Source organism: Hymenobacter radiodurans (genome assembly GCF_004355185.1).
Lineage (GTDB): Bacteria > Bacteroidota > Bacteroidia > Cytophagales > Hymenobacteraceae > Hymenobacter > Hymenobacter radiodurans.
Genome location: NZ_CP037922.1, coordinates 2,170,272 through 2,184,297 on the forward strand (window position 1 = coordinate 2,170,272; position 14,026 = coordinate 2,184,297).

The window sequence follows — 14,026 nt, forward strand, 5'->3', positions numbered from 1 at the left end:
GGAGAAACAGCTCTTTTAGCAAACGAATGCAAGCCGCAGAGCAACGACTAGTCCAAGCCATTGTTCTGCGGCTTGCATCCGTTAGCTGTTGCCGTACATGTTCGATTCGCCGCCGTCGATGGCAATGGTCTGGCCGTTGATGTAGGCGGCGTCTTCGCTAAGCAGGAAGGCCACTACCTTGGCCACTTCTTCAGGCAAGCCCAGCCGCTTGGTGGGGTTACGCTGGGCGTATTCGGTTTCAGCCTGCTTTGGGTCGGCGGGGTTTACTTGCTTGAACGCTTCGGCCACCATCGGCGTCAAGATAGCGCCCGGCGCAATGGCGTTTGTGATGATGCCGTGGCGCGCGTATTCCAGCGCCGCGTTTTTGGTCATGCCCGATACGGCGTGCTTGCTGGCTACATAGGGCATCTGGTTGAGCACCCCTCGAATTCCCCCCACCGACGCCACGTTGACGATGCGGCCGTAGCCCTGCCGTTGCATCACCGGCAATACGTAGCGCAGACCATAATACACGCCCATCAGGTTGATATCGATTACTTTTTTGAACACTGCTATGTCGTAATCAACGATGCTCGCCTGCTTGCCTTCAATGCCGGCGTTGTTGTAGAGCCCGTCGATGCGCCCAAAGGCGTTCACGGCGGCTTCCACGTAGTTCCTCACGGCTGCCTCGTCGGACACATCGGCCACGGCTGTTTCGATACGGGCAGACGGGAACTGCGCGGTCAGCTGCTCTTGCGCCTGGGTCAGACTTTGTTCGTTGTAGTCGACCAGCAGCAGATTGGCGCCGAGGGCGGCTAGCTCCTGCGCCGCTGCCAAACCTAGGCCCATTGCGGCGCCTGTGATTATGATTGATTTTCCCTGGAATGAGCTCATCGGAAGGTGCAAATTGAGGGTGAAATCACTGTGTACGAATCATCTACGGATAGAGTAATACCGTCGGGTGTTGAGAAGAGATTTTGTTCATCGCGAACGAACGGTGACCCAACTACGGCTGCTAAGATCTGCTAGGGTGCTTTTTCTGAGCTGTAGCCGCCAACCATAGTGGCGGCGGGCAACCCCAAGATCCTGTTTGGCGTTGCGCTGAAGAAGACCATCGTGGCCGTTGCAGTGTCCTCATGCCAGAAGGGCGAGGGCTTGCCTCATGTATTAAAAGCCCCCAGCATGTCTAACCTGGAAATCAGTGCCGCAACCGTACGCCAGAGTCATAAGCGCCCCAATGCTGCTCCTTTCTGGCTACTTGCTACCACCGCTTGCGCCGTGCTCGGTGCGGCCGGCGGCTGCAACAATTCCTCCAATACGATGGAAAATGCCACGCAACAAACGGATGCCAGTACTACGCCTTCCACCCTGGATCTGGCCGCGCTGCCCAAGATCGGGACGGTGGACGAGCGGTTTCAGTCCTATAACGTGGAGATGGCCGAGCTGACGGGGGGCAATTTCTGGAAGCCTTACGACCAGATCGGCAAGCCTACCCCGCCGCCCCCGGCTGATGCTCCTAACCAGCGCAGTACGCCCGCCGGCATGGACCCCAAGCTCTACCAATATTTGCCCCCATCGACCTGACGAAGCCCCGCCTGCGCAAGCTAGCCGCTGCCCTGGGTCCGGCCTACGTGCGCTGCAGCGGTACCTGGGCCAACTCCACCTACCTGCCCGACACCGACCAAACGCCCAAAAACCCCCGAAGGGCTTCAGCGCCGTGCTTAGTCGGGCGCAGTGGAAGGGCCTGGTGGATTTCAGCAAAGCCGTCAATGCCGATATCGTCAGCTCGTGCGCTACCAGTCCCGGCACCCGCGACGCGCAGGGCGTGTGGACGCCAGCGCAACTGGCCCGCGTACTAGCCTACACCAAGCAGCTGGGCGGGCGCATGGCCGGGTTGGAGTTTATGAACGAGCCCACCTTTGCCAAAATGGGGGGCGCGCCCGAGGGCTACGACGCGGCCGCCTACGGGCGTGACTTTAAAGTGTTCCGGCCCTTTATGAAGAAAAATGCGCCGGGTACGCTCGTCCTGGGCCCCGGCTCAGTAGGGGAAGGTGAGGGCGGCCAAGGCGTAGCTTACGGTGGGATGGAGGTGTTGCCGACCCCGGCCTTGCTCCAGGCCGCCGGGCCCGGTGTCGATGTGTTTACGTACCATCACTATGGCGCTGCGTCGCAGCGCTGCGGCGACATGGCCCCGGTGAAGCAAGACTCAGCGCTGAGCGAAGAATGGCTGGCCCGCACCGACAACACGCTGGCTTTCTACCGTCGGATGCGCGACCAGTACGAGCCGGGCAAACCTTTCTGGAATACGGAAACGGCCGATGCGGCCTGCGGTGGCAACCCTTGGGGGGCGCAATTCCTCGACACCTTCCGCTACCTCGATCAGATGGGGCGGCTGGCCAAGCAGGGCGTGAAGGTGATTTTTCATAATACCCTCGCCACTAGTGACTACGGCCTGCTGGATGGTGAAACCCTGGCACCCCGGCCAAACTACTGGGGCGGCCTGCTCTGGCACCAGCTCATGGGCACCACCGTGCTCGATGCCGGGGCCTCGCGGCCCGGTCTGCATATCTATGCCCACAATATGAAGGGCCACGCGGGTGGCGTGACGTTGCTCATCATCAATAATAGCCGCACGGCTACTACCTCGCTGGAGTTGCCCAAAGCGGCTCAGCGCTACACCCTCAGCTCCCCGAAGCTGGAAAGTAGCACGGTGCAGCTCAACGGGCAGGAGTTGAAGCTGGGGGCCGACGATGCCCTGCCAACCATGACCGGCGAAGCAGTGGCGGCCGGGAAAATAACTTTTGCGCCCACCACCATCACCTTTCTCACCATTGCCGACGCGGGCAACAAGAATTAAACCTTAGCGCGGTAAATAGAATGTCCTGCCTTTCTCGAGAGCTGGTAATCAGGCTCTAGCCCCGGTGTATTATCTATTTAGGTCGCGAATGGCTCTAATTGTCGGATTCTGCTGACGTGATCTGTAGACAATGATTGCTACACCGCAGGCTCGTGCTGCCACCACCGCTTCGCGCCAAACAGATACAGCTCAGCGCATCCCCAGGCGGTGAGGCAGCCCAGCAATGTGCCGGCCAGTACATCGGAAGGGTAATGAGCGCCCAGATAAATGCGGCTGTAGGAAACAATTACGGCCCAGACCAGCACCACAATCTTGACTAGCCAGAAGCGGCGAGGCAGCACCAGAATCAGAAAGACGGCCAAAGAAAAGGCGTTGGCCGCGTGCGATGACAAAAACCCAAATTGCCCCCCACAGCCATGCACTAGGTTCAGCGACTCCGATAAGTCGGGGTCGTGGCAGGGGCGAAGACGTGCAAAATACGGTTTGAAGAGCCGACTGGAAATCGAGTCGGTGAGCAGTACGCTCAGGCCCAGCATGGGCAGCAGGAGCAGGGCGCGGCGCTTAAATAAGTAGCCCAGCACGAGGGCCATCACAAAGTAGGCGGGGAACCAGACGAAGCGGTCAGTGAAAAAGACCATCCACTTGTCCATTCGAGGCGAGTGGCTATCGTTTGCGGCTATCAGCAGCCAGCGATCCAGGGCTTGAAGTCGTTCGATCAATGAGAGGGCGAGTAAGCGGGCGGGGGTCAGGACTTAGGGGGCATTTCGGCCCATAATACACCTTTGCGGAGCCAGGCCAGGGTTTCCGCCTCGGGCGAATGGGGCTCGGGTTGCTGGTCGTAATGCCACTCGCAGCGGGGCGGCAGGCTCATCAAAATGCTTTCGGTGCGCCCGCCCGTTTCAAGCCCAAATCGTGTGCCACGGTCGAAGGCCAGGTTGAATTCCGCGTAGCGCGACCGGCGCAGCATCTGCCAGCTTTCCTCACGCGGCCCGTACGGCTGGGGGGCATTTTGGCGCATTAGCTCAGTATAAGTTGGGCCAAAAACGTCGCCTACTTCCTGCACGAAAGCAAAAAGCTGGTCGGCCGAGCCATGCGTTCCCACGGTGAGGCGGTCGAAAAAAATGCCCCCCACACCGCGGGTTTCCTGACGATGGGGCAGATAAAAGTAATCGTCGGCCGTTTCCCGGAAGCGCGGATAATAGGTGGCGTCGTGCCGGTCGCAGGCGGTTTTCAGGGTTTGATGAAACCAGCGGGCCTGGGCTTCATCCACGTAAATCGGCGTCAGATCGATACCGCCGCCAAACCAAGCCTCGCCATTGCCCGCCTCAAAGTAGCGCACATTCATATGGATGATAGGCACGCGCGGACTGCGCGGATGCATCACCACCGACACGCCCGTGGCAAAAAAGTGCGGATCGGGCATGAGCAGCACCTTAGCCGCCTGGGCGCTCATTTTGCCGTGCACCGCTGAAAAGCCAACGCCGCCTTTCTCTAGAATGGCTCCGTTCTCCAGCACCCGCGATACCCCACCGCCACCACCAGGCCGCTCCCAGGTGTCGGTGCGAAAAGCGGCACCCCCGTCGGCCGCTTCCAGCTGCGCGCACAGGCGCGTTTGAAAGGCTCGCATCCAGTCTTCGACTGCGGCCCGCAGCGGGGCAGCTGGTGCTGGGGCTGCGGTTGTTTCTTCTAGATTCTGGCTGTACGGGGTAGAACTCATAGCGGATAATCTAACTAAAAAAGGTGGTCATGCAGAGCGAAGCATCTCGCGGGCTGTTGTAAGATTAGTCGCCTCACTACCGCGAGCGAGATGCTTCGCTCTGCTCTGCATGACATTCTGATCAAGGTTAGCAGGTCAAAATTACGCAGAAAACCCGCCGCCTCACCAACTCTGCCCCCGAAGCTGTAATTTCGCCTTCCCACTTTCCCGCCGTTCATGCTGAACTCGACCGCCCCTGCCCCTGACGCTGAATTTACTGCTTCTGCACCCACTGCTGCTGCCCCCAATCCTACCCGCGAAACGCTGTTGCGCGCCTACCGCCTCATGCGCACGGCCGACGAAATGGCGCGTCTTTACGAAGAAAACAAGGCTGTAACGGCCAAATACGTGCACGCCACGGCGCGCGGCCACGAAGCCATTCAACTGGCCGCAGCCTTTCACCTGCTGCCCACCGACTATGCGGCGCCTTATTACCGCGACGACGCTATGCTGCTCGGCATGGGTATCACGCCTTATGAGTTGATGCTGCAGCTGATGGCTAAGCGGGACGACCCGTTCAGCGGCGGACGCACGTATTATTGCCATCCGTCGTTGCGCCGCGCGGGCTTTCCTACAATTCCGCACCAAAGCTCCGCCACCGGTATGCAGGCCATTCCGGCTACAGGTATGGCGCACGGAATCAAGTATTTGGAAAGTCAGCGAAACAAAGAATCGATGGCTGATTACTCTTCATCTTCGTCTGATTCGGCGCCGGTTGTGCTGTGCTCCATCGGGGATGGGGCCATGACGGAGGGCGAAGTGTCGGAAGCGCTGCAAATGGCCGTTCTGCATCAGTTGCCCATTATTTATCTGGTGCAGGACAACGATTGGGGTATCTCGGCTACCGGGCGGGAAATGCGGGCTATGGACGCCTACGAATTTGCGGCGGGCTTTAAAGGCCTGCACCGCCTGCGCGTGGATGGGGCTGATTTTTCGGCTTCGTATTCGGCTATGAGTGAAGCATTTGCTTATGTGCGCCGCACCCGTGGTCCGGTGTTAGTACACGCTAAGTGTCCGCTGCTTGGCCACCACACCAGCGGCGTGCGCCGCGAGTGGTATCGTGGCGACAACCTTGCCCAGCACACTCCGCAGGACCCCTTGCCCCGCCTGCACCAGCAGCTGCTTCTGCGCAGCTTTGCTAAACGAGAACTGGAGCAAGCCGCCACTGAAGCTGCCGCCCTCGTGCGCGCCGATTACGAGCGTGCCCTGCTCGCGCCCGCACCCGACCCCGCCACCTTTGCCGACCACGAATTTGCCCCCCAGGCCGTGACGGAAGAGGCTGGGGAACGCACCCCCGCCGGCGCCGACAAAGTGCTGATGGTAGATGCTGCGTTGCACGCCGTTGATGATATTCTGCGCGAGTTTCCCGAAGCGCTGTTTTACGGACAGGATGTAGGCGGCGAGCTGGGGGGCGTTTTTCGCGAAGCGGCACTGCTGGCCAAGAAATACGGCGATGCGCGCGTGTTTAATACCCCGATTCAGGAAGCTTACATCGTGGGCAGCACGGCCGGCATGAGCGCCGTAGGGGCGAAGGCCATTGTGGAGATTCAGTTTGCCGACTATATCTGGCCGGCCCTCAACCAATTAGTTGAGGAATTGTCGAAGTCGTGCTACCTATCGAATGGGCAGTTTCCGGTGCAGGCGCTGATTCGGGTGCCCATTGGCGCGTACGGTGGGGGCGGACCTTATCATTCGGGCTCCATCGAAAGCACTTTGCTCACTATTCGGGGCATCAAAGTGGTGTATCCCAGCAATGCCGCCGACATGAAAGGCCTGCTGCGCGCTGCTTTTCTGGACCCCAATCCGGTCGTTTTGCTGGAGCACAAAGGCTTGTATTGGAGTAAGGTGCCCGGTACGGAAGATGCCAAAACGATTGAGCCGGCGGCTGGCTACGTGCTGCCCTTAGGCAAAGCCGCCATCGCTCAGGCCGCCGATGCTGAGCAGCTTCGGCGGGGCAATACCTGCGTGGTCGTTACGTATGGCATGGGCGTGCATTGGGCCAAAACGGCCAGCCGGCAGTTCCCTGGTCAGGTGGAAGTGCTGGACCTGCGCACCCTGAACCCGCTGGATTTTGAAGCGGTGCAGGCTGCCACAATGCGCCATAGTAAAGTGCTGGTGCTCACCGAAGAACCCTTGATGAACTCATTTGCCGAGTCGTTGGCTGGGCGCATCCAGCGCACCTGCTTCCAGCAGCTCGATGCGCCCGTGTTCACCTTAGGCGCTGCTAATTTGCCCGCCATTGCATTGAACGTCGACTTAGAGCGGCAGATGTTGCCTAGTGCTGCAAAGGTCGCCGCCGCCCTGCTGGAACTACTGGAGTACTAAGCGCACGTTTATATACTTAGCTTATTAAAGAGCATAAAAAAGCCCCCAGATGATGTCTGGGGGCTTTTTTGCGGATTGCCGAATGCTAGTTTTTAATCAGCTTCAGCAGTTGGTGAAAATTGCTATTCACCACCCGAATCATGTACGTGCCCACCGGGTAAGTGGCTGTTGCTAAGCGTAGAGGAGTGCCACCAGCGGCCTCAAAGCGAGTGAGCATTCGTCCGTCGGCACCGTGAATCTCGATGGAATAGCTTACTTGTGGCAGTCCCGACAGATCAAGGATAGCGTAATCGGTAGCTGGATTGGGGTGAAGCGTAAGCAGCGCGGCAGGTTGGGCAATGAAGGTCACAGGCTTGACCTCGCTTAGCATTACTTTGCCATCTGTATCTACCTGGCGCAGACGATAATACACGGTGCCGGGCGTGGCCCCAACGTTTTTGTCGCGGAAATCATATGCCTGGCGCTGAGTAGTAGAGCCGTTTCCCAGGCGCTGGCCGATGACTACAAATTCCAGCCCATCGAGGGAGCGCTCTATGTCAAAGCGCGCATTCGTTTGCTCCTGTGCCGTGGCCCATGATAGGAGAGCATCGCGCCCGGCGGCGTGGGCCTGAAAGTCGATGAGTACCACGGGCAGCGGGACTACCGGCATTGGGCCTTTTTCCGGTGCTGTAATTTTCACTGGCTGAGGTACGAAGCGGAAATCGGCATCGGTTTGAGTCGCGTCGCGGCGGGGAGCAGTCGAGGGCGTTCCCCCGTATGCAGCGTCAAAAAGGTCAATCAAGCCATTGGCATTATCATCGTGGTAGTGCACGTTGCCCGGATCGAGGAAATTAGGTATTGCATCGCCATCCGCATCTTCCAGCCAGGCTGGATTGCTGTTAGCGGCGGCATAATACGCCGCTTTGATTGGGTTGGCGGCAGCAAACTTGACCGCGCGGCCCACCAAATCGTCTATGCTACTGCTGTTCCGATTGTCATCGAAGCCTTCCTGCCAATCTGCTAAAGCATCATTATCAGAGTTCGAATCGAGTATATCAGCTACCTCATCGAGGTCAGTATTCGCGAGAGTAGCGGCGCTTAATGCTGTGCCCGCTATAGCTGCCCGCCCCGTAGCCGGATCGAGGCCGGGGACTAAATCATAGGCGTTATCCAGGCCATCATGGTCAAAGTCCAGGCCCGAGGGCGCGCGGTAAGCGGCCGTGGTTTGAGCTTCGCGATTATCCAGAATTCCATCGTTGTCGGAGTCCAGATCAAACATGTTGCGCACACCGTCGTTGTCGGCGTCGGCATTAGCAAAAATTGTCTGGCGGCTACCCGCGCCAAGCTGCGCGGCCAGGGGCATTCCAAGCGCGTCGACGGCTCCGCCAATGCGGCCCGATGCCAGCTGAAATTGGGCAGGCTGGGCATAATTATTAGCTTCCAGCGCATCAGCGATGCCGTCACCGTCAGAATCGGCGTCCTGATGACTTGGCGTACCGTCCAGATCCAGATCAAAAAGGTCATTGATGCCATCACCATTTACATCGCGAAAGCCCCCACGCCGGGCACCATAAAGGAGCCAGCCAAATAGCGTGGCGTGCCATTCACCAGCACATCCGGGTCGATACCAAAGCTTTCCGATAAGTCCGTGATGCCGTCGTTGTCATCATCAATATCGGCCAGATCATCTACGCCATCCTGGTCAAAATCGCAGCTGTAAGCGTAGGTGTAAATCGTTTCGCTGGGGGCTGAAATAAAGCCGTAGGTCCAGGTGTTAATCGTGTAGTCGTTGCCGGCTTCGTTGCTGTCGTCGCCCCAGCGGTGTACTCCCTGGTAGGCGGCCGTGCTGGAAATAACGCCATCGGTGCGCACGCTGGCCATGTCAGGGGCGGGGCGAGTTTGGGGGAAGAACTGAGGCTTGGCAGCGGTGAGTTGCGAGTCGTCCCAGTACAGGCGGTCGTAGTACGTATTGCCCCCCACCGACGGCCGGATATTCTGCACCCGCAGCCCGCTGGAATTGCCCTCTACATCATACACGGGGAAGTTTACTGGCGCTCCCTGGCTCGTGAAAGAGAGCTTAATAGGCAAGCCGGCTGCTACTAACTTGCCCGCGCGGTCCAGGCCATTCCACACTAGTGTATTAGCTCCCGGCACTACCGATTGCTCCAATAGCACATCGTCGCCGTCCTGCACGCCGTTGCTGTTCAGATCAATCAGAATAGCAACTGTGCCTGTCTCATCAGATATGGTAGTGAAAGCTACTTTACCAAGGCCCCCTTCGCAGAAACCGCGCTGGGAAGTAACAAAGCGCGGCGCAGGCGCGCTGGGCCACAGTTCTTTGTCGGGGTTATTTACGAAGTTCGGGTACTCAGGATAACCCGTATTGCCCGCCTGGCTGCGGCGGCGCTCCGCGAAAGTAGAGCCAGTAGCCGCGCTGGCGCGTGAGCCGTTGGCGTTCGAAACAAAGTAAAACACGAGCGGCCGAATTCCGGCCAGCTCGATCTGCTTCACATAGTACTGGCCCCGATGCTGGGGGCTTTCTATCAAAGGAAAAAGCGCAAAGTTGGCCGAAAGCCGATTTTCGTAGCCCGTACCGCCCGAGGTGGTAGTGGTGAAGGACCATAGCTTGCTAAACAGGCGTCCTGGCTTTTCCTGACCAGCGGCGTCACGCACGGTGAAGTCCCAAAAGTCGTATTCCGAGCGCACGGCACTCATAAAATTGGGGTTCCGGGCGCCTAAATCGTTGAAGCCCGGCTGGGTGCCTTTGTTGGTAAACTCGCCCTCTTGGGTGAACTCAACGTAAAAATCGTGGGTAACACCGGTGTTATTGGTGTAGGTTAAGGGCTCGTAGCCGCCGTCGCCGGCGGTTAGGGAAGGCCCGATCTGGTGCTGAGAGGTGTTGGCAATTACACCCGCCTGATCGGTCAGCAAGCCCGCCTGGCTTGGGGTGGCCGGGTCGCGCAGAAGCTTATTTTGACTGACAATAGTGCCCGCACCCGCACCATAGCGGAGGGTAAGAAGCAGGTTAGCGTGCGTGCCACCCCCAATTCGCGCTACCCGATGTACTCCATAGTGAAGGGTCTCGCCAGCCTTGAGCCGAATGTGAAGGCGGTAGTCTTCCAGAAACGGAACATCATTGGTGCCCCAGGCTTGGGGTTTCAGAAAGCCTAATGACAAATTTAGCCCCCCAGTGGCCGCGTTGACATCGTGGGTCAGAAAGCCTGCACGATCGTTTCGCGGATCAGTGAGCGGGTAGGGCAGGTTGGTGGCAGGGTTAACGGCCCGGTTTGGCGTAAGCTGGCGGGAGCCTTCGGCCAGCAGCAGGGAGGGGGCAAGGGCTAGAACTGATACTATAGCGCGTAAGAGTATTCTCATATAATAGAACTAGGCGATAGGAGAAGCAGACCATAGCCTACCCAGCGCGGCCCGGATGAGGAAGCCTGCGCTGCCCCACGCCCAGACCCAGGCAGGAGAAACACAATTAACAGGAAGAGTAGAAGCGAAACTACATTGCTCCTAAAGTAGAAATATACCTACCACTCACAGCTAATTGTGTGAGGTCTCGAATAGCAAAATTATAGCCATAAAGCGCTGATATAGGCATTTTACGCGCTGAATATTGGTAAAAGCCTAAACAGTTGTAAAGCCTAGAATACGAAATTTTATAATTTAAATAATAAAAGCTTTAATAAATTCAGCTTGGTTAAATCCTAGAAGGGGTAACCGATGCCCAAGTTGAAGGCAGTTTGATCCTCGCTTTTGCCCAGGAATTTGAAATTGCGAATAGCCCATTTGTCCCCATTTGCCGCGGTAGGGTCGTAAACTTTAGTGGCAATGTCGAAGCGCAGAATCAGGAAGGAAAAGTCGAGGCGGATGCCCACGCCGGAGCCCACCGCAAACTGTTTTAAGAACTGATCGGGCTTAAATTGAGCGCCCGGGCGAGGGTCGCTTTGCAACGTCCAGACGTTGCCAGCATCTGTGAAAACGGCTCCGTTGATAAAGCTGTAGATCGGAAAACGGTATTCCACGTTGGCTTCCAGCAATACTTCGCCGGGCTGCTCCAGGTTAAAATCGCGCACTATTGTGCCATCATCATCAAGTCGGGTGGTGGTATAAGCACCGGGACCAAGGCGGCGCGGCTTCCAAGCTCTGACGCTGGAACTGCCCCCGGCAAATAAATACTTGTCGTAGGGGATAATTAGCTGACTCGTAACGTTGCCGGCCGAGTCCTGCACGTCGGTGCGGGTGAGGGCGCGGGCGATGCCGCCGTTGAAACGGTATACGAAGAAGGTTTTGGGCCCTAGCTTATGGTAGCGGCGATAGTCGGCGGTAAACTTGGCGAAGTCATACACATTCAGGCTGATACGATCCTGATACAGCTTACGTGTGAGGCCACCAACTTCTGCAAACAAGCGCAGAAAGGTAGCATCACGCGTCTGGTTGAAGTCGTTGGAATTGAACAGCGACGTGGCATTGATACTAGGCACATACAACTGCGTGAAGCTGCGAAATAACGGTGACCCTTCGCTCGATAACCGATCTAAGCGCTCCCGGAACTGCGGGCTGATATTCGTCGCATTGATAATGCTGACGTCGATGGGCGTGAGCACCCACTGGTGGTACAAGGAGCGTTGCCAGATGTAGTCGAAAGTACCCTCCAGATTGGTGCGCGTGTACTCGGGGCGCTGTACGTAGGTGTAGGTAAGATTGAGCCGGGTGCGGGGATTATAGCGCGACAGAATCCGCCCCGAGCGCCAGGGTAGAATAAACTGCGGAATAACCAGATTAATATTGCCCCCCAGTTGAGTCGTAAGTACGGTTTCGGGAATGTCGCTGCCCGTCACGCGGTTGTACTGGCCCTCAAAACCTGCCCGCACACCGAACTCTAGCACCTCGGCCCCACCAAACACATTCCGGACTTTAATGCGGGCGTTGACAAAGGGGCCTACCTGCTCGGCTACATAGGTGGCTCCATATTCAATCAGCTCCTGAAAGCGTTTGTGCGGCGAGGCGTTCACGACCGCGTCGAGCTGGTAGGTGGTATCGGTGCCAATGGCGGGCTCCACCTTGACGTAGTTGACGTTGTTGAAGCGAAACACGTCCAGGTCAGCTAGTTGACGCTGGGTAAGTTGGGTGTTTGCCAAGCTGTAGCGCTGCTCGGGGCGAACCGTTAGTTTGCGGTCGAGTACGCGGGTGCTGAAGCGGTGACGAAAAGCCAGATAATACACCGAGTCGCGCACGATGGTATCGCGCTTTACCCCAAAACGAATGGCTCCGGCGTCAGTCAGAAAATTTACGTGGCGAATCGTGTACACGCGGTGCTCGGAGCCCGATGCGGGATTGGCAATGATGGTGCGCAGCCGCACCGTGGTGGGAGTAAAGCTGGTATCAGCCTCGAGAGTGATGTACTGCTGGCGAAAATCGTAGTAACCCGCATTTTTAAGCAGGGTTTCCAGACGCGCCCGTTCCTGCCCGATCAGAGCTTCATTGTAGCGCTGACCTACTTGCAGCAACGATGCTTTCTGGCTGGCTTGCACCACGCGCGCCACGCCCGAGTCGGGAATAGCATATTCGAGTTGAGCATAAGTGAAAGGCGTATTTTCGGTGATGTGATACGTCACCGTCACCATGCGCTTGCGCACCGTGTCGGTGGCCGTAACGCGACTGCGAAAAAAGCCCTGCGACTTCAGATAAATGCCGAGCTGCTCTACCGTTTTCTGAGTTAGGGTAGAGTCGTACACCACGGGCGCTTCGCCCAGGCGCATGACGGCATTGCCTTTATCCAGGGCTAGTTGGTGGCGGCGCAGGTGCTGGTCGCGCTTTACGAGCAGCTTGCCCACCTTCACGGAGTCGGGGCGGGCGGCTTGAATGCGCTTGCGGTAGTCGAGGCGCTCATCCTCGAGGCGCTTCTGCACCTTGGCGCGGTTGTAGAAAGTGCTGCCCAGCTGGTAAATAGCCAGCTTTGGCAACGGAAAGCGGGAATTAGGCTGTTGCTGATACAGTGCTTCCAGGCTAACGGCGTCGGCCTGCTCTACGCCCTTGAGCTTGTTGGTGCGCAGCAGACTGCGGCCAGGGGGCAGCAGCCGCGTAGGCGTGCAGCTGTCCAGTAGCCCGATGAGCAGAACTGCCAGCCAGACAATGCGAACTTTATCCTTAAAAAAGCCCCCCAGCGGGCCCGGCAACGGCGAGTATGGTTTCAAAAGCGGTAGCGAAGTACATGCACGTATGGCACCTGAAAAAGCGTCGACTCCGGCTTGTTGTCCTTCTACGGGAAGAAAGCAAAACGGTGTTGGAGCCGCTAAATTCCATCTTTTTACTGGAATAAGTTCGAATCGGTTAGCTCAACCAAACAGGATACTGTGTTCAGGTACAAAGCGGGTGATGCAGCCCAAGCTAATTTAAGCTATTTCGCTCGTAGAAGGTAGGGCAAAAAGCTGCTTTATACATGTGGCGTCCGCAGGGGAATAGCTGCACATTCTTTACTTTGTGGCCGATCCTGCTATCTCAAATAGTCGGCGCAGTCGTAAATAAAGCTAGAGATTGCGGATGTAAACATACTTTACGCCTTGGGTTCGCAACCTCCCCAGGGGCTTTCTTCCTTACCTACCACCAGCGTATGATTTGTATCGTTATGGGCGTTTCGGGCAGTGGCAAAACTACCGTCGGCCGCGAGTTGGCCCACGCGCTGGGCGTGCCGTTTTATGACGCCGACGATTTTCATTCGAAAGCCAACGTAGAGAAGATGAGCCACGGCACCCCACTGACCGATGATGATCGGCGGGACTGGCTGGCTGCGATGGCTGCTGGTATCACGAAGTGGGAAAAGTCGGGCGGTGCGGTGCTGGCGTGCTCGGCGCTGAAGGAGAAATACCGCACCGTATTGCAGCAGGCCGCCGCACACTCAATTATTTGGGTGGTGCTGGAAGGGAGTAAGGAATTGCTAGTGTCTCGGCTGCGGGGGCGGTCGGGTCACTACATGAAGGAGCAAATGCTCCATTCGCAACTAGCTGATTATGAATCGCCGGCTTACGGTCTGCACCTGAGTATAGAGGCGTCGCCCGAGGAACTGGTGCGGCAGGTCCTGCAGTATCTGGAAGAGGAGAAGGGCGGAAGGACCAGCGGCTGACTCT

10 protein-coding genes are annotated in these 14,026 nt (G+C 57.5%); 4 read left to right on the forward strand and 6 right to left on the reverse strand.

Annotated elements, in window-relative coordinates; translation table 11 throughout:
* Positions 1-81: 81 nt before the first annotated feature.
* Positions 82-873, reverse strand: a complete 792-nt coding sequence (locus EPD59_RS10220) for a glucose 1-dehydrogenase (RefSeq protein ID WP_133272686.1) — start codon at positions 871-873, stop codon at positions 82-84.
* Positions 874-1,041: 168 nt separating this feature from the next.
* Between EPD59_RS10220 and EPD59_RS10225 the strand changes: the two genes are divergently transcribed.
* Both EPD59_RS10225 and EPD59_RS10230 read left to right on the forward strand, forming a co-directional pair.
* Positions 1,042-1,563, forward strand: a complete 522-nt coding sequence (locus EPD59_RS10225) for a hypothetical protein (protein ID WP_133272687.1) — start codon at positions 1,042-1,044, stop codon at positions 1,561-1,563.
* 133 nt (positions 1,564-1,696) lie between these two features.
* Positions 1,697-2,836 carry a hypothetical protein gene (locus EPD59_RS10230; RefSeq protein ID WP_133272688.1) on the forward strand — a complete coding sequence of 380 codons (1,140 nt, stop codon included), beginning with the start codon at positions 1,697-1,699 and terminating at the stop codon, positions 2,834-2,836.
* A gap of 137 nt (positions 2,837-2,973) precedes the next feature.
* Here the strand turns inward: EPD59_RS10230 and EPD59_RS10235 are convergent, their stop codons facing one another.
* Both EPD59_RS10235 and hemF read right to left on the reverse strand, forming a co-directional pair.
* The gene (locus EPD59_RS10235; RefSeq protein ID WP_133272689.1) at positions 2,974-3,486 is read right to left on the reverse strand and encodes a phosphatase PAP2 family protein; all 513 of its coding nucleotides are present in this window, start codon (positions 3,484-3,486) and stop codon (positions 2,974-2,976) included.
* A 95-nt stretch (positions 3,487-3,581) separates the two neighbouring features.
* On the reverse strand, positions 3,582-4,463 hold the full coding sequence (gene hemF / locus EPD59_RS10240; protein ID WP_240731738.1) for an oxygen-dependent coproporphyrinogen oxidase: 882 nt from the start codon (positions 4,461-4,463) through the stop codon (positions 3,582-3,584).
* 306 nt (positions 4,464-4,769) lie between these two features.
* On the opposite strand from hemF, the gene EPD59_RS10245 reads away from it, so the two are divergent.
* Complete coding sequence (locus EPD59_RS10245; RefSeq protein WP_133272691.1) at positions 4,770-6,917, forward strand: alpha-ketoacid dehydrogenase subunit alpha/beta; 2,148 nt, start codon at positions 4,770-4,772, stop codon at positions 6,915-6,917.
* Between the two features lie 85 nt (positions 6,918-7,002).
* Here the strand turns inward: EPD59_RS10245 and EPD59_RS10250 are convergent, their stop codons facing one another.
* The 3 genes from EPD59_RS10250 to tamL all read right to left on the reverse strand — a co-directional run bounded on the left by EPD59_RS10250 (position 7,003) and on the right by tamL (position 13,096).
* The gene (locus EPD59_RS10250) at positions 7,003-8,259 is read right to left on the reverse strand and encodes a T9SS type A sorting domain-containing protein (RefSeq protein WP_133272692.1); all 1,257 of its coding nucleotides are present in this window, start codon (positions 8,257-8,259) and stop codon (positions 7,003-7,005) included.
* 176 nt (positions 8,260-8,435) lie between these two features.
* Positions 8,436-10,271 carry a hypothetical protein gene (locus EPD59_RS10255; protein WP_133272693.1) on the reverse strand — a complete coding sequence of 612 codons (1,836 nt, stop codon included), beginning with the start codon at positions 10,269-10,271 and terminating at the stop codon, positions 8,436-8,438.
* Between the two features lie 335 nt (positions 10,272-10,606).
* On the reverse strand, positions 10,607-13,096 hold the full coding sequence (gene tamL, locus EPD59_RS10260; protein WP_133272694.1) for a translocation and assembly module lipoprotein TamL: 2,490 nt from the start codon (positions 13,094-13,096) through the stop codon (positions 10,607-10,609).
* Positions 13,097-13,512: 416 nt separating this feature from the next.
* Between tamL and EPD59_RS10265 the strand changes: the two genes are divergently transcribed.
* Positions 13,513-14,022 carry a gluconokinase gene (locus EPD59_RS10265; protein ID WP_133272695.1) on the forward strand — a complete coding sequence of 170 codons (510 nt, stop codon included), beginning with the start codon at positions 13,513-13,515 and terminating at the stop codon, positions 14,020-14,022.
* Positions 14,023-14,026: the final 4 nt, after the last annotated feature.